Origin of the sequence: Bacteroides sp. 2_2_4, from assembly GCF_000157055.1 — a bacterium.
Classification (GTDB): Bacteria; Bacteroidota; Bacteroidia; order Bacteroidales; family Bacteroidaceae; genus Bacteroides; species Bacteroides ovatus.
In genome coordinates this window covers 428,541-453,711 of record NZ_EQ973356.1, presented here as the reverse complement: position 1 = coordinate 453,711, position 25,171 = coordinate 428,541, and the positions used below count along the sequence as shown (strand labels likewise).

Below are 25,171 nucleotides of genomic sequence, written 5' to 3'. Positions count from 1 at the left end.
TTCCATCCGGGTAGATGATACGGGTAAAAAGATAAACGATAAGTTCGAGCATATCCGCAGCAAACAAATCACCCGTGAACTGGAACAGAAGTACGGGCTGCATCCAGCGGAGAAGAAACAGGCAGCCGACCGCCCCGAACTTAAAAAGGTGGACTACCGGGCAGGGGACGTAAAGCACCAGTTATCCAATACGGTGAAAGCCCTTGCAGGTAGTTACCGTTTCCAAAGTTTCACGGAGTACAAAGCCCTGCTATCTATATATAATGTACAGGCGGAGGAAGTGAAAGGGGAAGTGAACGGCAAACCCTATAACGGCATTGTCTATTCGGCGACCAATGACAAGGGAGAAAAGCAGGGAAACCCGTTCAAATCTTCCTCTTTGGGAAAGTCGGTAGGTTACGAAGCCATCCAGCGACACATCAAGAAATCCACAAAGGACATTCAGGACAAGAACCTGAAAGAGCGTACCCGCCGGACGGTCGGCGCAGTGATGAAATCCGCCCGTAACCGTAAGGAACTGGAACAAGAACTAAAAAAGAAAAGTATAGATGTACTTTTCCGGCAGAACGATACAGGCAGGATATACGGTGTAACATTCATCGACCACGAAAACCGTACCGTCCTGAACGGTTCACGGTTGGGAAAGGACTTTTCCGCCAATGTGTTCAACGACCTGTTTACAGGCTCCCGTACTTTGACGGGAAACAACAAACAGGAAATGCAGGAACACACGCCGGAATATAACCCGACCGGACACCTTGAAAATACAGGCAAGGCCGTTGCGGGACTATTCAGCCTGTTATCCGGTGGGGACAATACGCCACCCGACAACAGCCAAGTTCCACCACCCAAGAAGAAAAAGAAGAAGAAACAAAGGCGTATTTAATAACTATAAAATTTCAATTATGCAGAATGAAGATGATTTAAGAGGACTTGCAAAGGTCATGGACTTTATGCGGGCAATCAGTATTTTATTTGTAGTGATAAACATCTATTGGTTTTGTTACCAGTCGTTCAGGGAGTGGGGTATCAATATCGGGGTAGTCGATAAAATCCTGCTGAACTTCCAGCGTACCGCCGGGCTGTTCTCCAATATCCTATATACCAAACTTTTTTCAGTGGTATTCCTTGCGCTTTCCTGTTTGGGTACAAAGGGAGTGAAAGAGGAAAAAATCACATGGAACAAGATTTATATGTTCCTGACAATCGGTTTTATCCTGTTCTTCCTGAACTGGTGGCTGTTGGTTCTGCCGTTACCACTGGCTGCAAATACAGGTCTGTATATCTTTGCCATGACTGCCGGGTATCTTTCGCTACTTGCTGCCGGAGTATGGATTTCACGTTTGCTGAAAAATAACCTGATGGATGATGTGTTTAACACCGAGAATGAAAGTTTCGCACAGGAAACACGCCTGATAGAAAACGAATATTCCATCAACCTGCCGACCCGTTTCTACTATAAAAAGAAATGGAACGATGGATGGATAAACGTTGTAAACCCGTTCAGGGCAAGCATGGTTTTAGGTACACCCGGTTCGGGAAAATCGTATGCGATAGTCAATAATTACATAAAACAGCAAATCGAAAAAGGCTTTGCTGTTTATATTTATGACTACAAATATCCTGACCTTTCGGAGATAGCATATAACCATCTAATCAATCATTTAGACGGGTATAAGGTAAAACCTAAATTCTATATGATTAACTTTGACGACCCACGTAAAAGTCACCGATGCAACCCGATAAATCCGGCATTTATGACGGACATATCGGACGCATACGAAGCCAGTTATACCATCATGTTAAACCTTAACCGCAGTTGGATAACCAAGCAGGGAGATTTCTTTGTGGAAAGCCCGATTATCTTGCTGGCTTCTATCATTTGGTTTTTGAAAATCTATCAGGGGGGCAAGTATTGTACATTCCCACACGCCATTGAATTTCTGAACAAGAAATATGCCGATACGTTCACTATTTTAACCAGTTACCCCGAACTGGAAAACTACCTTTCACCGTTCATGGACGCATGGGAATCCAATGCGCAAGACCAGCTTCAAGGGCAGCTTGCAAGTGCTAAAATCCCGCTTTCAAGGATGATAAGCCCAGCTTTATATTGGGTAATGACAGGGGATGATTTTTCACTGGATATAAACAACCCGGAAGAACCTAAGATTTTGGTAGTAGGCAATAATCCCGACCGTCAGAATATCTATTCCTGTGCTTTGGGATTGTATAATTCCCGTATCGTAAAGCTGATAAACAAGAAGCACCAACTGAAAAGTTCCGTAATCATTGACGAATTACCGACCATCTATTTTCGAGGACTGGATAACCTAATAGCAACGGCACGAAGTAATAAGGTGGCTGTTTGTTTGGGCTTTCAGGATTTCAGCCAGTTACGCCGGGATTATGGGGACAAGGAAAGCAAAGTTATCGAAAATACTGTGGGTAATATCTTTTCCGGTCAGGTGGTTTCCGAAACGGCAAAAACACTTTCAGACCGTTTCGGAAAGGTACTTCAAAAACGCCAAAGTATGACTATCAACCGGAATGATAAATCAACCTCTATCAGTACGCAGATGGATAGCTTGATACCACCCAGTAAAATATCCAACTTAACGCAAGGTATGTCCGTGGGTGCAGTCAGCGACAACTTCGATGAACGCATCGAGCAGAAGATTTTTCATTGCGAAATTGTGGTGGATAATGATAAGGTGAAACGGGAAACAGCCAATTACAAGAAGCTGCCCCAAATTATAGATTTCAGGGACGAGGACGGGAACGACTGTATGCAGGAAGAAATACAGGCAAATTACAACCGGGTCAAGCAGGAAGTTCAGCAGATTGTCACGGACGAAATGGAACGGATAAAGAACGACCCTGATTTATGCCACTTGATTAAAGATGAATCACAAAATGTTTAAAATACTATCTTAATATACATAAAATCATTAATTTTGTGGTCGTTAGAAAAATAAGGAGATAATTATGCTGGATAATTTCTCTGATATAACTTATAATTATATGTATTTATGATAATAAAAAAAGTTCATATCTCTAAATTTAGAGGGTTTGCTAATGCAGAATTTGAAATGGGTGACCAAATAACTGTTATTGCAGGTCAAAATGGAACACAGAAAACGACTTTATTAGGTATATTAAGTCAAACATTTAGCTTGCGTGGTCATAAAACAATGAATACTGCAAAACCTCTATGTGGGGGAAATTATATATCCAGTTTCGCTGACAAGTTTAAATTATCTAAGACTTTTGATGTGGCAAATAGCCATGAATGGACATTGTTTCTACACAATTCAGAAGAACCGTATGTTATCCAAAGTATTCCACGTGATAAAACTACAGGAGAAATTCGTTTTTGGAGAAAAGGAAATAGAAGTAAAGGGTCTGGTTATATACAGTTACCTGTTATTTATTTAAGTCTTAAAAGGTTATTTCCTATTGGTGAGGATGATAAAATACATCAAAGCACCAATGTAGAATTGACGGCTGATGAAATTAAGTTGTATCAGGAACTCCATAACGAAATACTTATTTCATTAGATAGTATAGTGCAAGCTGACTATTTAGAAAGTCCTAATAAAAATACGTTAGGAGTTAATACTGACTATTACGATTGGTCGCAAAATTCAGCGGGACAAGACAATATAGGAAAGATTATTTTAGCTTTACTATCATTCAGAAGACTTAAAAAAGATTTTCCTGATGATTATAAGGGTGGCTTATTGGTTATTGATGAAATTGATGCAACAATGTATCCAGCCTCTCAAAATAAACTGATAGAAGTCTTGCGTAAATACGCATCTAAATTATCATTACAGATAATTTTTACAACCCATTCACTTTCTTTATTAGAAAAGGTGTGTAAATTACAGAAAGATTTATCCTTAAAGGAAGCAACAAAAAATCAGGTAAAAGTCATTTTCCTTGAAAAGAAAGATAAAAATATCAATATTATTGATGATGTACCGTTTGCAACAATAAGTAATAGACTTAATGTGATTATTAGTAATGTAAAAACAACAAAAATTGAAGTTTATACGGAAGATAAGGAAACTGCAATATTTACAAAGAAATTACTTGGGACTAAAGTCCGTAATCTCAAATTTATTGATGTTACAATTTCTTGTTCTACTTTAATGGATTTAGTATATCGTAAAGTTCCCTCTTTTACCTTTCCAAACTCGGTGATTGTTTTAGATGGGGATGTTAGGAATGACATTGCAAATAAGAAAAAGATAAGAGGTGCTAAGAATGTACTCATTTTGCCAAGTTCTGAATCTCCTGAAAGAATTATAGCCAATTTACTCTATAATTTGAGTGATACAGACCCTTTATGGACAAGTTTAAATCCTGATTACACAAAACAGTTTTGTTTTAGAGATTATTCTATTGAGCAAATAACTCGTAGTAGGGAAGATGCAAAGAAGTGGTTCAGAAAGCAGCAAGAAGAACTGGGAACCACTTGGTGTACCAAAACTATTCATCGTTGGAAAAAAGACCATTCAGAAGAGTTTAACACTTTTGTTGCAGATTTTGTGACCATATATAATAACTTTGCAAAAGAATTAAGTATAGATAAGATTTGAATATGAACTTGACTCCTCTTAGATATCCAGGTGGAAAATCGGTAATGACACCGTTTTTCGTAGATTTGCTTAATGCAAACTCTATGAAGAATATGGTGTATGCTGAATCTTATGCTGGAGGAGCGGGTACAGCAATAAATCTATTATTAAATGACAATGTCGATAGAATACTAATCAATGATGCAAATGTTTGTATATATTCATTTTGGTATTATCTCTTGAAATGCAAATCTGATTTTATTAATCGGGTAAGAGATACAGAAGTAACAATCAATGAATGGTATAAGCAAAGAGAAATATTGAAACAAGCTCGACGACCATCTTTTGATGTAGGCTTTGCAACATTTTTTTTGTCACGTACAAATAGGTCTGGTATATTGACTGCTGGCCCGATTGGAGGAAACAGCCAAGAAAAACAAGATGGTGCGAAATATAAAATAGATTGTCGTTTTAATAAAGAAGATTTATGTACAAGGATGTCTAATATAATAGATAGAGCTGGTCAGATTGAAGTTTCTAATGAAGATGCTCTTAGCTTTTTAGGTAAAATATCAAGTGATAATACAATTGTTTACTTAGACCCACCATATTACGTTAATGGTAAATCATTGTATATGAATTACTATACACACAATGACCATTTAGAACTATCTAAGCATTTAAAAGGCACAAATAGGTTTAAATGGATATTGTCTTATGATAATGCGCCTGAAATTAGACAAATGTATCTTGAGTTTGATTTATATTCATTTGAATTAAGCTATACAGCCCAAAACGTTAAACAAGGCAGTGAATTACTCACTCATTCTAAAAATATTATATTGCCAGCTAATAAGAGTATAAGACGCTCATCTTCTGATATTGTTTTAAACAAAATCATATTGTAGATTTTATTTATTACTTGGTAAGTAGCGATTGAATAGTGGTGTTCAGTCGCTGTTTTTTTTGTGGCTTCTGTGGACAAATGAAGCCAAACAGGGACAAATGAAGCCACCTATTCCCAAATCCTTAAATATACTCTATTTCATCCTTACTTTTACTTCCGAAAATTATATTTATTCACTAATATTCAAAACATTATGGATGTAAACACAGCCAACCAGTCCACCACTGACGAACAGATGATGGATATTCTTCTTGTACTGGATAAGGAGAAAAAGACAATCAGCGCAGTAAAAGGCGTGGATGAAAACGGGGAACTTCAAACCGTACCGCCGGAGAACAACAGTGAACTATTGAAATTCGACCGTCACGGTGATTTCTTTTCCAATTTCTTTTCCAACATGATGAACCAGTTGAAGAACCCGACCCGCTTCAACTTCTTCAAAATCCCGAAGTTGGAACTTCCCAAAATCGAGCCGATAATCAGGGATAACTTCAACAATCCTACACCGGAAAATGAAGCGAACATAGAGCGTTACCGGGTGACACCTGAAACCGTGAAGCAGGAAGCGAAGAAAGAACAGCAGGAAACCCAAAACGGGCAGCAGCCAGCCAAAGAAGCGGGAGCAACAGCACAAGCACCGCAGCAACCCGACAAAAGCAAATATTACATCGACCCCGACAAGGTGGACTGGGAAGCCCTGAAGAACTTCGGGCTATCCAAAGAACAGCTTGAAAAGGCAAAGGCTTTAGAACCCATGTTAAGGGGCTATAAGTCACCCGAAGCGTTCACCATTTCGGGAAACTACAATTCTGCCATTATGAAGATGGACGCACGCCTATCTTTCCGGCACGACAAAGACGGGAATGTAGTTTTGGCTATACACGGCATCCGACAAAAGCCGGAACTTGAACGCCCGTTCTTCGGGCATGAATTTTCCAAAGAGGACAAAGCCAATCTTCTTGAAACGGGAAACATGGGACGGATAGTGAACCTGAAAAACTATATCACTGGAGAAATGATACCCTCTTTTGTCAGTGTGGATAAAGTGACAAACGAACTGGTTTCCATGCGTGCAAGCAGCGTCCAAATACCCGATGAAATAAAAGGTATCAAATTGAACAAGGAACAGCAACAAGCCTTACGGGAGGGAAAAGGGGTATTCCTTGAAAATATGATTTCCAACCGTAAAAATCCCTTTTCCGCAACCGTTCAGGTCAATGCCGACAAGAAAAGTCTGGAATTTATCTATCCCAATGCCAAACAGTCACAGGAGCAAGGGCAGAAACAGACGCAGCAGAACAGCCTTGTCACCAGTGACGGTGTAACCATTCCCAAGAGCATTTCAGGAATAGAGCTATCCCGCCAGCAACAGCAGGATTTAGTCAATGACAAGACCATTTTTGTTGCCGGGCTGAAAGGCCGGAGAGGGGTCGAATACGATGCTTATATTCAGGTGAACCATGATAAGAAGAAGTTAGGCTTTTACAGTGACAATCCCAGTTTTGACCGTTCCGCCGTGAAAGAAATTACCCCCGCCAGCAAGAACCGTACACAGGTAGCGGTCAATTCGGAGGGCAAGACCAACGAAGCCACCAAGAAAGTGAAAGAACCCTTGAAAAAGGGTCAGGACAAGCCCGCTGAAAAACAGAAAACCAAGCAGGATAAAAAGGAGAAGCAGGAGCAAGCGGACAAACCCAAACAAAGCAGGGGACGCAAAAGATGATAACTGCATTAACCCTTATCTCGATTGTCGGTGCTGTCCTGTTAATCTTTGCCTGTTACAGAGCGGACTGGAAAGCCATTGACGAACAGAACCGACAATTTTATGTAGATGGTTACCACATCTACTATGACCGGAAAATCCTAAGACAAAAAGAAGTAGAACACTTAAAACAGAAAAATAATGATTGCAATAATCGGAGAAAAACCAAGTGTAGCTAAAAGTATAGCCGCCATAGTAGGAGCGAACGAAAAACAAGATGGCTATCTTTTAGGTAACGGCTACCTCGTTACCTGGGCGTTCGGCCATCTTGTAGGTTTGGCAATGCCGGAAGCCTACGGAGTACAGAATTTTCGCAGGGAAAGTTTACCCATCCTACCGGACAACTTTCAGCTTGTCCCCCGGCAGGTGAAAGCGGAAAAGGGGTACAAGGCAGACCCCGGAGCGTTAAAACAGCTAAAGGTAATAAAGGAAGTATTCAGCCGGGCAGACAAGATAATTTGCGCCACTGATGCAGGTCGAGAGGGTGAATTAATTTTTCGTTACATATACCAATATATCGGATGTGGCAAGCCCTTTGTCCGCTTATGGATAAACAGCCTTACCGACAAGGCAATCCGTGAGGGACTGCAAAACCTGAAAGCCGGTAACCTGTATGACAACCTGTTCCGTTCGGCACAGGCACGTAGTGAAGCGGACTGGATGATAGGCATTAACGCATCGCAGGCGTTAAGCGTGGCAGCCGGACAGGGTACTTTTTCTTTGGGACGGGTACAGTCGCCCACGTTGGCGATGATATGCAAACGCTTTTTGGAGAACAAGAACTTTGTCCCGCAAAAGTATTGGCAACTGAAATTACAGGCAGCAAAGGACGATGTTTCTTTTGTCGCCCTGTCCGCAGATAAATACGATATGCAGCAGACCGCCATCGACACGCTGCAAAGGATAAAGGAAGCGGAAACGGTTCAGGTGAAAACCGTAGAACGTAAGGAAGTGAACCAAGAACCGCCCTTGCTCTATGATTTAACCACGCTCCAAAAAGAAGCGAATACGAGACTGAACTTTTCCGCAGACAAAACCCTATCCATCGCACAAAAGTTATACGAGGGTAAACTAATCAGCTATCCTCGAACCGGAAGCCGTTATATCTCACAGGACGTATTCGAGGAAATCCCCGAATGTCTTGTTAATTTGGAACAGTACGCCCGTTTTGCCGGGTATGCAGCCGGGATGAAAGGTAAAGCCTTAAATTCCCGTTCTGTGAACGATGGCAAGGTAACAGACCACCACGCCCTGATAGTAACGGAAAACCTGCCCGGTAAACTGGAAACAGACGAACAGGCAATCTATGAACTGATAGCCGGACGAATGTTGGAAGCCTTTTCTGAAAAATGCGTCAAAGACGTTACCAGTGTAACGCTGGAATGTGCAGGGTCGCTTTTCACGGTCAAAGGGTCTGTAATCAAGTCCGCCGGATGGCGTGCCGTATTCGGCGAGAAAGAGGACGGAGAAGATAACGCCACTTTGCCAGCCATGCAGGACGGAGATAGTTTACCGCTTTCCGGTGTTGAACTGTTGGAGAAACAGACCAAGCCCAAGCCGTTACACACGGAAAGCAGCCTGCTTTCTTCAATGGAAACCGCAGGCAAGGAACTGGAAAACACAGAACTGAAAGCCAGCATGAAAGATACAGGTATAGGCACGCCCGCAACACGGGCAGCCATCATCGAGACGCTGTTTTCCCGCCAGTATATCGTCCGGGAGAAAAAGAACCTTGTCCCGACCGAGAAAGGTCTTGCCGTTTACAATATCATCCGGGACAAGAAGATAGCAGACGTTGAAATGACGGGAATGTGGGAAAATACGCTTGCCAAAATAGAAAGCGGCGAAATGAACCCCGATACGTTCCGTAAAGGCATCGAAGTATATGCACGGCAAATCACGGCTGAACTTTTGGACGTTCAGCTTTCTTTCGCTTCGGGTAGTGGTTGCATTTGCCCCAAATGCAAGACCGGACGCATCCTTTTCTATCCGAAAGTCGCCAAATGTTCCAATGTGGATTGTTCCGTTACCATCTTCCGCAACAAGAGCGAAAAGCAACTAACAGACAAACAGATTACCGAACTGGTGGCTACCGGGAAAACCGGGCTAATCAAAGGGTTCAAGAACAGGGATGGTAAAGTCTTTGACGCTTCACTTGCCTTTGACGGGCAGTTTAATGTTACTTTCGTGTTTCCTGAAAAGAAAGGCAAGCCGAAGAAATAGAATGAAAATCATTATATTTGCCACAGAAAGTTTCATTATAGATAGATTATAATTGAAATTTTTGTGGTTGAAGCACTCGGAGGGACACCGGGTGCTTTTTATAAATCTTCTCTACATCACCTTATAAATATACCATTCCCATCTTTTTTTATTTTTTTTTCGCACGTAACTATCTGATACGCAAAAATAGTTACCCCTTTGTTAACTGCCTAACGTTTAAGTAACTTCTTTTTTTATACTAAGTATATTTATATCTTTGCCATCGAAAAAGAAACTAAATAACAGTTGATATTCTACTGTTTTTGGTCATTGTTTACATAAATAAAAGAAGAAATAATTATGCATTACACAGGAACTATTTGGAGACCGCCTTATGAGGCATACTCCCTTTTAATTCAAGTTACAGCAGGATGTACTCACCATTCATGCAAGTTCTGTACTCTTTATGAAGACTTGCCTTTCAAGTTTCGAATGTCACCGCTCGAAGAAGTTAAATCAGATTTGAAAGAAGCTAATCACTACTATAAAGATGCAGACAGAGTATTCTTTACAGGAGCTAATCCTTTTGTACTTAGTGTGGATAAGCTCAAAACATTGGCGAAGATGGTACATGAATATTTTCCAAACTGTCAGAGCATCGGTTGTTTTGCAAGAATAACTGATGTTAGCCAGAAATCCGTCAAAGACTTGCAAGAGTTGAAAGACCTCGGTTATGATGGAATTACGTTTGGAATTGAAACGGGAGATGATGAAGCACTTGTTTTTATGAAAAAGGGATATTTGTCTAAAGATATTATTGAACAATGCAAAAAGTTAGAAGAGGTGGATATGAGCTATAATTTCTTTTACTTGACAGGTATTTCCGGTTCAGGGAGAGGGGAAATTGGCGCAAAGGCAACTGCGGAAATCTTTAACCAACTTCACCCACAAATCATAGATGCTTCCATGCTAACCATCTATCCAACCTCTCAGCTATTTCAAGAAATTCAAGCAGGAAATTGGAAAGAGGAAACAGAGATTGAAAAATTGCGGGAGTTAAAAACACTGATTCAGAGCTTGACGGTAAATGCAAGGTTTGCTACTGATGGAGCTTCTAACTTAATCCAAGTCCGTGGTAACTTAAAAACAGATAAGCAAAAGATGGTTCATTTTTTGGAACAACAAATCCATAATCAAGATGAAGCTTATTTGCGGCAATACCGTGAAAACTTGCCTCATTTATGAAAAAGGATGTTAGAATAATCGTTCAGAATATTCAACGCTATGACGACTATACGGATAAAATAGTAACTAATGCCATTGGAAACTATTCACGTTCCGATAGTAGTCATTCTGTTTTATACCGAGAACTATGTGCAGGAGGACATGTTGTTGAAAACCGACTGATAATCAACCCGGAAAAAGCTAATTTATATCGTACAGGGTCGATTTTTACTGAAATGTCTTTCCTAAATGGGGAATTAACGGAATCGGATTATATCACTGCTGATGGAGATATTAATATAAAAGTAAGGACATTGCTTTATCAGCTTAAAATATATGATGACCGCATTCGTGTTGAATTGAATTATGATTTATTTCTTAATGACAAGTTTACGTCTAATAATGCTCTTATTATAAGTATTAGAGATATTGCATAAAAGAATAATGTTATGAAAATAAGAATCGTAGATTTATTAAAATCAGATATTTATGGAATTGATGTCTATGTGAGAGGTTGGGTTCGTACGCATCGGCAGAGTAAAAATATAAGCTTTATTGCTTTAAATGATGGCTCTACTGTACACAATCTTCAAATTGTGATTGAACATGTAAAGTTTGAAAAGAACATGCTAAAGACTATTACTACAGGAAGTTCAATCGGTATAAAGGGCAAATTTATCCGGTCTGCCGGAGGTAAACAACAAGTAGAAGTAATAGCCGGAGATATTGAAGTATATGGAATAGCAGACCCACAGGAATACCCCTTACAGAAAAAGGAACATTCTTTAGAATACTTACGGGAAATAGCTCATTTACGCTTACGCACAAATATTTTTGGCGCAATATTTCGTATGCGCCATAATATGGCTTTTGCCATACATCGTTATTTCAATGAAAGAGGATTCTTCTATTTCAATACTCCTATAATAACAACATCTGATAGTGAGGGAGCAGGAGAACTCTTTGAAGTCAAAACGGAATTAAAAGATGATTTTTTCGGTTCCCCAGCCAATTTAACAGTTTCGGGACAATTAGAGGGCGAGCTTGGTGCGTTAGCATTGGGGGCAATTTACACCTTTAGCCCGACCTTTAGGGCAGAAAATTCAAATACATTCCGTCATCTTTCCGAATTTTGGATGATTGAACCGGAAGTTGCCTTTAATGATATTAACGACAATATGGATTTGGCAGAGGACTTTTTGAAATATCTAATCCGTTATGCACTTGAAAATTGCGAAAGTGATTTAGCTTTTTTAAATGACAACGTAGATAATGGTTTAATGGATAAATTACATTTCGTTGCAAATAATGAATTTATGCGTTTGCCTTATTCTAAAGCTATAGAGATTTTACAAGAATCCGGGCGTCAGTTTGACTACCCTGTAAAACCGGGAATTGATTTATGTGCTGAACATGAACGTCATTTGGTGGAAGAATATTTTCGCCGCCCTGTGATTGTTACAGATTATCCTAAAGAGATAAAAGCATTCTATATGAAACAAAATGAAGATGGAAAAACAGTTCGTGCAATGGATGTATTATTTCCGAAAATTGGGGAAATCATAGGAGGTTCTGAACGGGAAGCCGACTATACAAAATTGTTGCAGCGAATGAAAGAATTGAATATGAATACCGAAAAACTGTGGTGGTATCTTGAATCACGCAAATTTGGCACTGTTCCCCATTCAGGCTTTGGATTGGGTTTTGAACGGTTGATGCTGTTTATTACAGGCATGACAAACATTCGGGATGTTATTCCGTTTCCACGTACACCCCGAAATGCAAATTTCTGATTATAACGAAATTCAATCATGCAAGATTATATCAATGAAATATTGCATCGAATAAATGAAGAAATGGAGTTGCTTGGCATTGATGAAAATGTCTGCGTTGAAGATGCTTTACATATGATAGATGTCATACGACCTTTATTCGATAACTTGCGGAGCATGACTGTAAAATATGAATTTCAGAACGAAGAAGAAGAAATTCATTTCTTTAAAGATATAAAGCCTGACATTCTTAGTCGGTATTTATACTTTTACAAAATAACAAGAATTGAGATGAAACGTCCGATTGGCAGTGATGATGTACAACGAGAGTATCTTCATTGCCAATTGGATAATTTGAAATATTTCTTTGACCAAAATCTTGATTTCTACCAATATTATCGTTCGAAAGCAACCCACTTAGATTCTTATTACTTTGTTCGATATAAAGCGAATTTCAGGTTGTGTGTTGATAGCGCATTTTTAGATAAAGACCCAGCCTTTTCTACTGGATATGATTACAAGGTAGCTAAAATTTTGTCGAATGAAATGCTACGAATATATCTCAATAGACAATTACAATTGTTAGACAGGAAAATGCAAATATCTAAAATACGGGCGGCACTTTCTGACTTTAATCTGAAATGGACTGGCTCTAAATCAGATGCAGTAGAGTTTGGATATGGACTTGTTGCTATTGCAACACTCAATAATGGAAATGTGACAATAAAAGAAATCATGGCTTTCATTGAAGCAGCTTTTGACATAGATTTAGGAGATTATTATCGAACATATCTAACTCTCAAAAGCAGAAAGAAAAATCGAACTGCCTTTTTTACATCAGTAATCGAACAACTGTTAAAGCGAATGGAATCGGACGAACTATAATAAAGATATTTAGTCCACATAAAAACTACCAAGTAACTACCAACTTGGTAGTTTTTGTTTTTATACGATTTAGATATGAAATGCAGGATTTTCGGGTAATAACATCCTGCTTTTGCTACTGAAAAAGAGAAAAATAAATATTTACCAACTTGGTTGTATCTTGTAATTTTTATCTTTTGAGACCCGCCATCTTTGCAGCAAATCAATTAGTTAGCGAAATGGAGATAATAACATTTGAGTCAAAAGCCTATAAGGAATTAGACAACAAGATTACCGCTATTGCCGATTACATATTTAATCACACAGAAGCGGAAAGTACCAATGAGGATGAAATTTGGGTGGATAGTTACGAGGTCTGCACATTTCTAAAAATCAGTGACCGGACATTACAACGCTTGCGGGCAGCCGGGACAGTCACTTATTCCAATATCAAGGGACATTATTTCTACAAGATTGGAGAAATAAAACGATTATTGGAAGAACGCCTGATTAAACGAGATAAGGACAGTATTAACGACCTGATAACCAACCACCAGCTATATGTTAAGGAAAGAAGAAATATTAGAAAGGACAAATAATGGGTTATCCGTGTTCAAGCATTACATATCCGGTAATTGGCGGATAGGACGCAATTTCTTAAACCCGCTTTATGAGGATAACAAAGCGTCCTGTAACATCTATTTCGACCGCCGAAGTGGTATCTATAAGATGAAAGATTTCGGCAACGACAGTTATAGCGGTGATTGTTTCTTTTTCGTGGGGCAACTTAAAGGGCTGGACTGCAACAACTCAATGGATTTTGTGGAAATACTGGAAACCATAGACCGGGATTTGGGATTGGGACTGGCAACAGGTAATCCGATACCAGTTACCCGTACTTTTTCCCATATAGTAAATGATATGCCGGAGCAAACACCTGAAAAGGAAAGCAAACCCTACCAGTTCAGGGAACAGAAATTTCCGCTTGCCGAATTGATGTACTGGCAACAGTATGGTATTACACCGGAAGTATTGGAATTTTATAAGGTGTGTTCCTTACGGGACTTTCAGAGCGTAACAGCGGATGGAACACCGTTCACTTATACTTCATCCGTAACAGAACCGATGTACGGGTATAAGAACAAACGGTACATAAAACTGTACCGTCCGTTCTCGAAAGCCCGTTTCCTCTATGGTGGCAATTTCGGGGAAAACTATTGTTTCGGATTAGAGCAGCTACCCGCAAAGGGTGATACACTGTTTATCACAGGCGGAGAAAAGGATGTCATGTCATTGGCGGCACATGGTTTTCATGCTATCTGCTTCAACAGTGAAACGGTGACTATCCCGCCTACGCTGATTTATAAATTGACGTTCCGTTTTAAGCATATCATCTTATTATATGATACTGACAAGACGGGAAAGGAAAGCGCACGCAAACAGGAAAAGCAGTTGGAAGAATTTGGAATAAGACGGTTACTTCTACCGCTTCCTGGAACAAAAGAGGAAAAAGATATTTCCGATTATTTTAAGGCAGGAAATACCCGTGAAGATTTCCTGAAATTGTTTATCGAATTTTTAGATAACCTATATAGTGATACATTGATTATGCTCAAATCGTGCGAAATAGACTTCAATAATCCCCCGGCAAAAGCGCAGGCAATAATTTCTGCCGGAGATGTTCCATTAGGGACACAAGGAAACCTGTTTGGTATTACAGGCGGCGAGGGAACAGGAAAGAGTAATTATATAGCTGCCATGTTAGCGGGCTGTATCTGCCAACCGGATAAGGAAATAGATACGCTCGGCATACGGATAGCCGCCAACAGTAAACACAAAGCGGTATTACTCTATGATACGGAACAGTCCGAAGTACAACTGTTCAAAAATGTAAGTAACCTGTTGACACGTGCCAAGCAACAGAACAAACCGGAAGAACTGAAAGCATTCTGTCTGACGGGTATGTCCCGTAAAGAACGCCTGCACGCTATTGTACAAAGTATGGATAAATTCTATTACCAGTATGGCGGCATCCAGTTGGTAGTTATTGACGGCATCGCCGACCTTGTAAAGAGTGCCAATGATGAAGTGGAAAGTGTGGCAGTGATAGATGAACTATACCGACTGGCAGGAATTTATAATACCTGTATTCTCTGCGTGTTGCATTTCGTACCGAACGGATTAAAACTACGGGGACACTTGGGTAGCGAATTACAGCGTAAAGCGGCTACAATTCTTTCCATCGAAAAAGACGATGAACCTACGCAGTCAGTTGTAAAAGCCCTGAAAGTAAGGGATGGTAGCCCGTTGGACGTTCCTTTGATGCTGTTCGCATGGGATAAAGCAGCCGGGATGCACCTTTACAAAGGAGAAAAGCCACGAGAGGAAAAAGAGAAGCGCAAGGAAAAGGAACTGGTCGGGGTTGCCCGTGACGTGTTCGGCAAGCAGGAACATATAACCTATATAGACCTGTGCGAGCAGATACAACAGATTTTGGACGTGAAAGAACGCACTGCCAAAAGCTATATCCGCTTCATGCGGGAACGGGACATTATCATCAAAGACCCGTCAAACCAAAGTTATTTTATAATTGGTTTAATTTAATCAGACAGCCTTATGTATATAGACAGAGAAGATTTTATTGCATGGATGGAACGTATCATGGACAGGTTCGATATGCAGGACAAGAAGATAGACAAAGTTATAAAAGGCCGTAACTGTTTGGATGGGGAAGAACTGCTGGATAATCAGGACTTGTGCCTGCTGCTAAAAGTAGCCCCCCGAACACTGACCCGTTATCGGAAAAAGGGAATACTCCCTTTCCTTATGCTGGATGGCAGATGTTATTACCGTGCAACGGACGTACACAAGTTAATCCGGGAGAAAACCGATTAATTTTTTCTTTTCTAATGGCTTTCAATCCTGTTTTGTCGTAAGGTAAGGCAGGATTTCTTGTTTTGTATATAGGAGTTTTCAGGGATTTGGCTAACTTTGCAAAAGTTACATAGAAGATAATGGCGATTGAACAGTAACCTGTGATGTTGCCTTTATATATATCATATTCGTTCGCCGAATATCTCACTACGAAAACTGGCACTTTTCAAAATGACGAGATTTTCAGCGCAATGTCTATGCTATGTTTTAACATAGCGTGGGCTTGCCTGTTTCGTCATTTAGGTATGCCAGTACCTCGTAGTGGAGCAGTGTGAGTTCACGCTTCTTTTTTGAGATACTGGCGGACAGTTTGAATAAAGATTATAAACGGGTCACCCGTAAAAATATAAACTGTTTAATGCCTAACAATATGAAACAAATTAAAGCGCATATCGCTGTGTCTCTCGATGGTTTTATCGCAACATCGGACAATGAACTGGACTGGATTACTTCAAATGTAAAATCGCTTATTGGAAAAGAATACGAAGCGGCTACTTGCTTGCTGATGGGAGCTAATACTTATACCTATTTATTTGAGCATTGGGGTGGATGGTTATATAAAAGTAAACGTACTTTTGTAGTTTCCCACCACGATGCAAATGTTACGCCGGATTGTGGAGTGGAATTTCTTATAGATGCTCCACTTCGGAAAGTACATGAAATGAAAAGTGATAATGATATGCTGTTAGTCGGTGGTGGTAAACTTTTGACTACACTTATTCAAGCGGGACTGCTGGATAGTCTGACCCTTTACACTATTCCTGTTATGCTTGGTAAAGGTATCAGTTTCATAGGTGAAACTTTTGGTTCAAATTGGTATTTGGAGAGTTCTAAAATTATAGATAACAATATTTTGTTATCCTCATATAAATATGTGAATGCAAGATGATAAAAAGGGAGAGTATAGAACATTGAAGTTCTATACTTTCTTCTGTTTTTCCGTTTTTTGACGGTGTTCTAAAATTTCATCGGAATGTTCCAAAGCCCATTGAATAATACCATCTAAGGGCAACATTAAACTTTTTCCAAGCGATGTAAGACTGTATTCCACTTTTGGTGGTATTTCCGGGTACAGTTTACGATTCACTAACTTATCGGCTTCTAATTTCTTTAATGCTGTAGCCAGCATCTTTTGTGACACATTCGGAGTGTTTCTTAATAGCTCATTGAAGCGCAAGGTTCCCTTCTGATGCAGAAGAAACAATATGCGTAACGACCATTTATCACCGAAACGGTCAATTATTCCACAGGCAGGACAAATAGCTTCTCTATAATGAGTATCATCCATCTTTTTTTCTTATTTAATTTATTATCAATCAATAATAGTTACCTCTACGTTACTATCTTACTTAATGGTAAGTTCTTTTTTTATACTAAGTATCTTAGTAACTTTGTTCGCACAAAAGTAACTAAATATATTGAATATACAAAGTTTTCGGTCTTTCTAAATATTTAGCAAAGACTGAAACTTATAAAAATTAAGAGTATGGAAATAGAGAAAATGCACTTTGACGGTCAAATTTGGCGACCACCCTATGAAGCAAGTTCGCAACTGTTACAGGTAACAGCAGGATGTACATATCATAAATGCAAATTTTGTAGCCTGTATCATGGAACTAAGTTTAGATTATCCCCTGTTTCGGAAGTTGAATCAGACTTGAAAATAATTCACGAATACCAGCCTAAGGCAAGACGTGTCTTTCTGACTGGTGCCAATCCTTTTGCTTTGAGCTATAACAGATTGTTGGATTTGGGGTTATTGATTCGGAAGTATCTCCCTTATTGCGAAACAATAGGAACATTTTCCCGCATAGCAGACATTAAATCGAAGAGTGTAGAAGAACTGAAGAACTTGCGTCATTTAAAGTTTGACAGTATTAGTATTGGCACGGAATCGGGAGATGATGAAACCTTGTCAAGAATGAATAAGGGTAATACGGCAGCAGATATATTGGAACAGTGCAGAAAGCTGGAAGAAGCCAATATTCGTTATAATTTGGTTTATCTGACAGGGCTTGCGGGAAAGGGGAAAGGACAGCAGAATGCAATCCATACGGCTGAAATATTTAATCAGCTACATCCTTTTACTATAAACTTCGTTTCTTTGACCGTATTTCCCGAATCGGAACTTTATCAGGAAATACAAGAGGGTAAATTTATTGAGGCATCGGAGCGGGAACGTCTGTTGGAGTTGAGAACCTTTATTTCTGCCCTTAGCATAAGGACAACTTTATTGGGAAATACAGTTTCAAATACAATACCTTTTGTAGGTATGATTCCCGATGATAAAGTCCGAATATTGAATGAACTGGATGCTACAATCCGTCAAAGTACTGAAATAGAATTAAAGCAGTATAGAAACGGTATAAGGTCATTATAAAAGCAGAGAGAAACGGGGGTAATTGCCCTGTTTCTCTCTTTCTATGGCATGATGACGTTATAATATAGTTACTATCTCATCAATGCTTTTGCGGGCTGTTGGATTGTGCTTTGAATCCGCTGGATAACCTATAGGAATTATTGCAACCGGGTGAATATTAGCAGATAATCCCAAGCTATGTTTGCATTCATCTATATCGAAATTGCAAACCCAACAAGTTCCTAACCCTTGTTCCGCTGCTGCCAAACAGATATGTTCCGTAGTGATAGCAGCATCAATATCTGCATGATTTTTATTATCATACTGACGTGTCCATGCAATCGAATCATTAGCACATACAATGATATATAAGGGGGCTTCCGCAAACCATTTGGCAGAGTAAACCTTTTGCAGCTTTTTTTTCTGCAATTCACTGTTTATCACTACAAATTGCCACGGCTGTTTGTTTACGGCAGACGGTGCATACCGGGCGCATTCAAGAATATAATCCAACTTTTCTTTCTCTACTTCTTGGGAAGTATAGCTTCTTACGGAATAACGCTTTTTTGTTAATTCTAAAAAATCCATGATGTATAATATTAATTGAGTTAAAAAATAAATCGCTATGTCTTATAACTGTATTATTTGTCCTGTACTGATATAATTTATTTTTTCGTCAGCAATACCTTTCAATATTCCATAGGCTTCTTCACCAGTACAATGGCAAGTATAAAATGTTGTATTTCGGCATAAAAACGTATTTGCAATATCTTTAATTAGGTTTATGTTTTCGGTTCTTTTCTTCAATGGGTCATAAAGATGAAAACCTGATATGCAATATTTCATTTCCTGTTTTGCAATATCTTCGGCTCTATTTAGAATATTGACTATTCCATTGTGAGCACAACCGCTGAATAAAGTTTTATAATTGCTTTCGGTTATAATCAAATATTGTTCATGCTTAAATGTATCATGCTCATACGTCCCATTTTGTTTGACGAATAGACTATTGTTTGCTGTAGGTAAATAACGATGTTCCTCTATATTGGAAAATATTTGCAATTCTTCATCTATTACATACTCATCCTCGATAAGAATAATTCTTGGATTATCTTTTAATTTTCTATCGAGACCAACATACCATTTCATACCTAAGAAATTAGCATAATATTCCTCAAAAGCGTATCGACTAATGTATATGTTCGCTTTGGCATTATTTTCTAAAAAATACTTCAAAGCTCCCCCGTGGTCATTGTGCCCGTGAGAAATAATGACAGAATCAATGTCCGAAATATCCACATCTAATTTGACTGCATTTCCCAAAAACAAACTATTTGAACCTAAATCAAATAGCAGTTTATGCTTTTTTGTTTCAATATACAAGCATAGTCCGTGTTTACTTTTATAGTCTTTGAATATGCTTGTGTTTTCAACCAATGCTATTACTCTCATTTCATTTGTTCTATTTTGAAACCAGCTTTGCTAATCAGTTCTACTATTTCACCTGCTGCCAACTTATCGGACGTTACAGTCTGGGGACGATTGGAATCGGACAAATCCAAATTCCATTCTTCTCTGTTCATTTTATCTTGCAATATTTCTTCTATTTTAGCAAGACAGCCCATACATTTGGCATTTGTTTTAAAAGTCATTGTTTCCATTTTAATTGATTATTAAGTTATTCTTTTTCTTTTTAAACGCAAGCTGTTTAACACCACAGATACAGAACTGAATGCCATAGCCGCACTTGCCCACATCGGATTTAAAAGGAATCCGTTTACTGAATAAAATATACCTGCCGCAATGGGAATACCAATCAAGTTATAAATAAACGCCCAAAACAAATTCTGATAAATTGTTTTTATCGTCAATTGTGACAGCCGGATGGTTTCCGGTATTTTCAGCAAATCGGATGAAAGAATGGTTGCCATTGCCGTATCTACAGCAATATCACTGCCTTGCCCCATTGCTATGCTTAAATCCGCTTGTGCTAAAGCCGCACTATCATTAATTCCGTCACCTACCATGCCTACTTTTTTCCCATTCGCTTGCAATTCTTTTATGAATTGAGCTTTTTCGTTCGGCAACACTCCGGCTTTATAATGGTTTATTCCTACCTTTCGAGATATGGCTTGTGCTGAAATTGCATTATCTCCTGTCAGCATATACACTTCAACACCCATTTCCTGTAGTTGTGATATGGCTTGTGCCGAAGTTTGTTTAATTTCATCGGTAAGGGCTATAGCTGCAATAGCTTGTGTGGAATCAGCAAACCATACCAATGTTTTAGCTTCCTGTGTCCATTTGTTTGCCAATTCCTGCAAATGACTGGCTATCGTAATATGGTTATCATTCAATAATGACAGGTTGCCTGCGTAATAAGTCTGACTGCCTACTACACCTTTTACACCTTTCCCCGGAACGTTTTCAAACTTATCAATGGAAATCTCTTTTTCATTCTGCAAAGTATTGACTACGGCATCCGAAAGAGGATGTTCCGATAGTTTCTCTAAACTGTACAGTATTTTTCGGCTATGTTCAAAGCCGTTTTCCCATAGGCTTTCGACGACTATGGGATTCCCTGCTGTGATAGTCCCTGTTTTATCAAGAATTATCGTATCTATCTTTTGGGCAATCTCCAAGCTTTGGGCATCTTTAATTAAAATCCCTTTTTCAGCACCTTTTCCAATGCCTACCATAATGGCAGTGGGAGTAGCCAAGCCTAATGCACAAGGGCAGGCAATTATCAATACAGTGACCATTGCCAACAATCCATTGGTGAAGCCGTTCGTTGGTGCTAAAAATATCCATGCAACAAAAGCTATAATTGAAATACTAATAATAGCCGGGACAAAGAATCGGGCTATTCTATCCACTAACTTTTGAACGGGAGCTTTGCTGCCTTGCGCATCCTGCACCATGCGGATGATTTGTGCCAGCATCGTGTCAGAACCTATTTTATCGGCAATAAACCGGAATGTCCCCTTTTGATTGATGGTTCCGGCAAATACCTTTTCGCCGGATTGCTTGTGCAGGGGAACAGGCTCGCCATTCAACATACTTTCATCCACGTATGATTCTCCTGTAACAACCATGCCATCTACTGCAATGCGTTCTCCGGGTTTAACAAGAATTGTATCACCTTTTTGTACGGCTGTTATCGGAACGGTACGTTCATCAGAATCTACGATAATAGTTACCGTCTTAGGTTGCAGTCCGATTAACTTTTTTATGGCAGTTGAAGTGTTTTGCTTCGCGCGCTCTTCGAGTAATCGTCCCAACAGGATGAATGCAATGATAACACTTGCCGCTTCAAAATAAATATGCGGTTCAATCCCTCTTGACAACCAAAAATCAGGAAACAACAGATTAAAAACACTGAATGTATAGGCTATTCCGGTACTAACAGCTACAAGGGTGTCCATATTGGAAGTGCCATGCTTTAATTGCCGCCACGCATTGATATAAAATTCACGTCCTAAACCGAAAACTACAGGCGTGGCGAGAATCCAAAGTACATATTTTAAAGAAGATATATCTTCAAAAAACATACTGATAACCATAATTGGGAGAGATAACAGCAGGGCTGCCACTGTACGCCTTTTTATCTTCCGGTATCTTGTCAAGCGAATTTCTTCCGCTTTATCGGCTGCGTCTTCACCGGTATCAACCAGTAAATCATATCCTGCATCTTGTACGGCAGATTGCAGTGTTGCATCGGAACATATTTCTGGATTATATTCTACCTGTGCTACCGCAGTCGCATAATTCACTGTTGCCTGATATACTCCCGGCAAAGCATTTAATGTTTTATCCACACGAGCCGCACATGAAGCGCAACTCATACCCAAAACCGGATATGTATTTTTGATGTTCTTACCTTTTTCCATATTGATGATTTTTACGGTGCAAAGGTAGGATGCTTTTATCTTCCGGTTCTTACATAATTATGGATATGACTTATATCTTTCAGACTTCATCCAAAGGTTTCAACTTGTGTCCTTTTAAACGCTTGAACTGGCTTGGAGAAATGCCAGTCATATTACGGAATTGTGTACTTAAATGTGCTGCGCTTGAGTAATTAAGCTTATCGGCAATTTCGCTAATGGATAATTCATCATACACCAACAGTTCCTTTATACGTTCTATTTTCTGAATGATGTAGTATCTTTCTATACTTATGCCATTCACTTCGGAAAACAACTTGCTAAGGAAACTGTAATCGTGATGGCACTTATCCGTAAGATAATCAGACAGGTTTGTCTTAGACGAATTATCGTTATAATGCACTAATTCAATCACCGCAACTTTTATTTGTTCGATAATCCGCATCCGTTTATCATCTATCAACTCAAATCCGTATGCTTCGAGAACTGGCTTTATGGCAGCACGTTCCTCTGCATTTATCGGTTCTTGCAAAATAGCTGTCCCCAGTTCAACACTAAGTGGAGTAAAACCCATTCTTTTCAGTGCTTCTGTTACAACCATAATGCAACGGTTACAAACCATATTTTTAATGTGAATAGTATTGTTTTTCATCATATATCCATCGTTTCCGCAAAGTTAATAACAATACACTGCTTATCGTTTGGCAAGCTCTGAATATTCTCAATATTTAAGGCTTGCAATTTATTGATAGCGTTTATTGTTTCTTCATTTTTTGCAAATTTACGAATCGGGTAGTGCAACCTAATTGCAAAGTTGAGTAACCTGAATTAGGTGTAAGGTGCAAGTATATATCTATATATAGCTTGCACCTTACACCTAAGCTGAAATATTTATATTCAGACATTTGCGTAATTCGGAAAAGAGTTGTATCTTTGAACCGAAGTTTTAGGCAGACAATGAACAGCCAAAGGACGACAAACAAACGTCTTTTTTGAAACCTAAATTGTACCCCCTAAGGCATTGACATATTGATAAAGAGTTGAATTAAAGCGACATAAGGAGATAGGTTCATTACCCTGTCTCTCCGCTTCAATTAATAGATAAATCCCTGTAAATTAGTACTTTACGGGGATTTTTTATTTTGTGTATGTGAATAAGATAAGCATAAAAAGGGGCGGTTTCTGTTGAAATAGAAAATAACACTATTTGAACTGTTTATTTTAGAATAAACACTCTTTTTTCAGATTGAATTTATCGGTTTAAAGAATATTATTCCAAAATGCTTATTATCAGTTAAATATCTGTTTTGATCTACTGTCGGATTTCAGTTTTTATATCTACCTTTGTTCTGATTGTACGAGATTTGATAGTTATAATATTAATGAATAGAATGATGAAAAAACAGACCCAAGCGATTCATACGCAGTTCCAAAGAAGAGATGCTTACAATTCTCTCAGTATGCCGGTTTACCATACAGCGGCTTATGAATTTGACAATGCTGATGACATGGCTGATGCTTTTTGCGGGCGGACAGATGCTTCGGATTACTCCAGAGTGATGAATCCCACAGTGACTTTTTTTGAGAATAAGGTGAAGGAACTTACGGGGGCAGCAGAAGTCATAGCCCTCAATTCCGGTATGGCGGCTATTAGTAATACATTATTTTCAATTGCAGCTGCAGGAAAGAATATAATTACATCGCGTCATTTGTTTGGTAATACTTATTCGTTTATTGCTGGTACATTGTCCCGCTTCGGGGTGGAACCTAGATTGTGTGATTTGACAGACATTGGAGCAGTAGAGAAAGTAGTAGACAGTAATACCTGCTGCATTTATGTGGAGATTATCACCAATCCGCAGATGGAAGTGGCGGATTTACAGGCGCTCTCACGGATAGTTCATGAAAGGGGAATTCCTCTCATCGTTGATACTACGCTTATTCCTTTCACAGAATTCGATTCACATAGCTTAGGCGTAGATATTGAAGTGGTTTCCAGTACCAAATATTTATCAGGGGGAGCCACTTCCATTGGTGGTTTAGTAATTGATTATGGTACATGTCCGGGATTCGGTAAACGTATGCGTACAGAGATGTTACTCAATCTGGGAGCTTATATGACTCCTCATGTGGCCTATATGCATACTATCGGATTGGAAACATTGGACGCGCGATATCGGATACAGTCTGCCAATGCCGCTATGTTGGCTGGTAAGCTTCGCATATTATCTGCTGTCAAACGTGTGAATTATGTGGGGCTGAAGGATAATTCATACTACGCTTTGGCACAAAGACAGTTTGGTCCGACTGCCGGTGCTATGATTACGATAGACCTGGAAAGTAAAGAGGCATGCTTTGCTTTCATCAACCGACTGAAATTGATACGTCGCGCTACTAACTTGTTTGACAATAAGACGCTTGCTATTCATCCTGCAAGTACTATTTTTGGACCGTTTACTGATAAACAGCGACAGGACATGGATGTGTTGGATACGACTATCCGTTTCTCAATTGGTTTGGAGGATGTGGATGATCTGTTTGACGATGTCAGACAGGCTTTGAATAATAAAAAGGATTAGAAGCAAAAATCTGAAAGTCATACACGCAACTGTAAATATACCGCAAATATGGTATATAAAATGCCATTCATACGGGATTTATCAGCTTGTATATA

General features: G+C 39.2%; 23 protein-coding genes. 17 read left to right on the top strand and 6 right to left on the bottom strand.

The features are described from left to right. The 15 genes from BSCG_RS22390 to BSCG_RS22460 form a co-directional block, all read left to right on the top strand. Window positions 1-886, top strand: an 886-nt coding sequence (locus BSCG_RS22390; protein ID WP_032849323.1) for a hypothetical protein, incomplete at its 5' end; no start/stop codon positions are given. Between the two features lie 19 nt (window positions 887-905). Continuing rightward, window positions 906-2,924, top strand: a complete 2,019-nt coding sequence (gene mobC, locus BSCG_RS22395; RefSeq protein WP_008775028.1) for a conjugal transfer protein MobC — start codon at window positions 906-908, stop codon at window positions 2,922-2,924. Window positions 2,925-3,032: 108 nt separating this feature from the next. Beyond that, window positions 3,033-4,607, top strand: coding sequence for an AAA family ATPase (locus BSCG_RS22400; protein WP_008775027.1), 1,575 nt, complete (start codon window positions 3,033-3,035; stop codon window positions 4,605-4,607). Window positions 4,608-4,609: 2 nt separating this feature from the next. Beyond that, window positions 4,610-5,494 carry a DNA adenine methylase gene (locus BSCG_RS22405; protein ID WP_050428037.1) on the top strand — a complete coding sequence of 295 codons (885 nt, stop codon included), beginning with the start codon at window positions 4,610-4,612 and terminating at the stop codon, window positions 5,492-5,494. A 192-nt stretch (window positions 5,495-5,686) separates the two neighbouring features. Continuing rightward, the gene (locus BSCG_RS22410) at window positions 5,687-7,216 is read left to right on the top strand and encodes a DUF3945 domain-containing protein (protein ID WP_008775024.1); all 1,530 of its coding nucleotides are present in this window, start codon (window positions 5,687-5,689) and stop codon (window positions 7,214-7,216) included. Then, on the top strand, window positions 7,213-7,434 hold the full coding sequence (locus BSCG_RS30365; protein WP_008775023.1) for a hypothetical protein: 222 nt from the start codon (window positions 7,213-7,215) through the stop codon (window positions 7,432-7,434). The genes BSCG_RS22410 and BSCG_RS30365 overlap by 4 nt, the downstream gene beginning before the upstream one ends. Beyond that, window positions 7,397-9,478 (top strand): type IA DNA topoisomerase, encoded by a 2,082-nt coding sequence (locus BSCG_RS22420; RefSeq protein WP_008775022.1) that lies wholly within the window; start codon window positions 7,397-7,399, stop codon window positions 9,476-9,478. The genes BSCG_RS30365 and BSCG_RS22420 overlap by 38 nt, the downstream gene beginning before the upstream one ends. A 339-nt stretch (window positions 9,479-9,817) precedes the next feature. Further along, window positions 9,818-10,702 carry a radical SAM protein gene (locus BSCG_RS22425; RefSeq protein ID WP_008775021.1) on the top strand — a complete coding sequence of 295 codons (885 nt, stop codon included), beginning with the start codon at window positions 9,818-9,820 and terminating at the stop codon, window positions 10,700-10,702. Then, window positions 10,699-11,118, top strand: a complete 420-nt coding sequence (locus BSCG_RS22430) for a DUF1934 domain-containing protein (protein WP_008775020.1) — start codon at window positions 10,699-10,701, stop codon at window positions 11,116-11,118. Before BSCG_RS22425 ends, BSCG_RS22430 begins: the two co-directional genes overlap by 4 nt. A gap of 12 nt (window positions 11,119-11,130) precedes the next feature. Continuing rightward, window positions 11,131-12,474 carry an asparagine--tRNA ligase gene (asnS, locus tag BSCG_RS22435; protein ID WP_008775019.1) on the top strand — a complete coding sequence of 448 codons (1,344 nt, stop codon included), beginning with the start codon at window positions 11,131-11,133 and terminating at the stop codon, window positions 12,472-12,474. Window positions 12,475-12,492: 18 nt separating this feature from the next. Then, on the top strand, window positions 12,493-13,338 hold the full coding sequence (locus BSCG_RS22440) for an RteC domain-containing protein (protein ID WP_004319747.1): 846 nt from the start codon (window positions 12,493-12,495) through the stop codon (window positions 13,336-13,338). Window positions 13,339-13,556: 218 nt separating this feature from the next. Further along, window positions 13,557-13,916 carry a helix-turn-helix domain-containing protein gene (locus tag BSCG_RS22445; RefSeq protein WP_008775017.1) on the top strand — a complete coding sequence of 120 codons (360 nt, stop codon included), beginning with the start codon at window positions 13,557-13,559 and terminating at the stop codon, window positions 13,914-13,916. Beyond that, entirely contained in the window at window positions 13,879-15,921 is a 2,043-nt protein-coding gene (locus BSCG_RS22450) for a bifunctional DNA primase/helicase (protein WP_008775016.1), read from the top strand. Before BSCG_RS22445 ends, BSCG_RS22450 begins: the two co-directional genes overlap by 38 nt. A 12-nt stretch (window positions 15,922-15,933) precedes the next feature. Then, window positions 15,934-16,212, top strand: coding sequence for a helix-turn-helix domain-containing protein (locus tag BSCG_RS22455; RefSeq protein WP_008775015.1), 279 nt, complete (start codon window positions 15,934-15,936; stop codon window positions 16,210-16,212). Window positions 16,213-16,621: 409 nt separating this feature from the next. Then, window positions 16,622-17,140, top strand: a complete 519-nt coding sequence (locus BSCG_RS22460; protein ID WP_032849351.1) for a dihydrofolate reductase family protein — start codon at window positions 16,622-16,624, stop codon at window positions 17,138-17,140. A gap of 30 nt (window positions 17,141-17,170) precedes the next feature. Here BSCG_RS22460 and BSCG_RS22465 read toward each other — a convergent pair whose 3' ends face one another. Then, a complete protein-coding gene (locus BSCG_RS22465; protein ID WP_008775013.1) occupies window positions 17,171-17,539 on the bottom strand; it encodes a winged helix-turn-helix transcriptional regulator in 369 nt (122 codons plus the stop codon). Window positions 17,540-17,737: 198 nt separating this feature from the next. On the opposite strand from BSCG_RS22465, the gene BSCG_RS22470 reads away from it, so the two are divergent. Further along, window positions 17,738-18,631, top strand: coding sequence for a radical SAM protein (locus BSCG_RS22470; protein ID WP_032849322.1), 894 nt, complete (start codon window positions 17,738-17,740; stop codon window positions 18,629-18,631). A gap of 57 nt (window positions 18,632-18,688) precedes the next feature. On the opposite strand, the gene BSCG_RS22475 is transcribed toward BSCG_RS22470, so the two are convergent. The 5 genes from BSCG_RS22475 to BSCG_RS22490 all read right to left on the bottom strand — a co-directional run bounded on the left by BSCG_RS22475 (window position 18,689) and on the right by BSCG_RS22490 (window position 23,152). After that, window positions 18,689-19,198: a nitroreductase family protein gene (locus BSCG_RS22475; protein ID WP_008775011.1), complete on the bottom strand. Its 510-nt coding sequence runs from the start codon at window positions 19,196-19,198 to the stop codon at window positions 18,689-18,691. Between the two features lie 42 nt (window positions 19,199-19,240). Continuing rightward, window positions 19,241-20,062, bottom strand: a complete 822-nt coding sequence (locus BSCG_RS22480) for an MBL fold metallo-hydrolase (RefSeq protein ID WP_008775010.1) — start codon at window positions 20,060-20,062, stop codon at window positions 19,241-19,243. Then, window positions 20,059-20,271 carry a hypothetical protein gene (locus tag BSCG_RS0127220; RefSeq protein WP_032849321.1) on the bottom strand — a complete coding sequence of 71 codons (213 nt, stop codon included), beginning with the start codon at window positions 20,269-20,271 and terminating at the stop codon, window positions 20,059-20,061. Before BSCG_RS0127220 ends, BSCG_RS22480 begins: the two co-directional genes overlap by 4 nt. A 12-nt stretch (window positions 20,272-20,283) precedes the next feature. Further along, a complete protein-coding gene (locus BSCG_RS22485; protein WP_008775009.1) occupies window positions 20,284-22,500 on the bottom strand; it encodes a heavy metal translocating P-type ATPase in 2,217 nt (738 codons plus the stop codon). Between the two features lie 79 nt (window positions 22,501-22,579). Then, window positions 22,580-23,152 (bottom strand): AraC family transcriptional regulator, encoded by a 573-nt coding sequence (locus tag BSCG_RS22490; RefSeq protein WP_229097321.1) that lies wholly within the window; start codon window positions 23,150-23,152, stop codon window positions 22,580-22,582. Between the two features lie 739 nt (window positions 23,153-23,891). On the opposite strand from BSCG_RS22490, the gene BSCG_RS22495 reads away from it, so the two are divergent. Further along, a complete protein-coding gene (locus BSCG_RS22495) occupies window positions 23,892-25,076 on the top strand; it encodes a PLP-dependent transferase (RefSeq protein WP_032849349.1) in 1,185 nt (394 codons plus the stop codon). The last annotated feature ends 95 nt before the right edge of the window (window positions 25,077-25,171 follow it).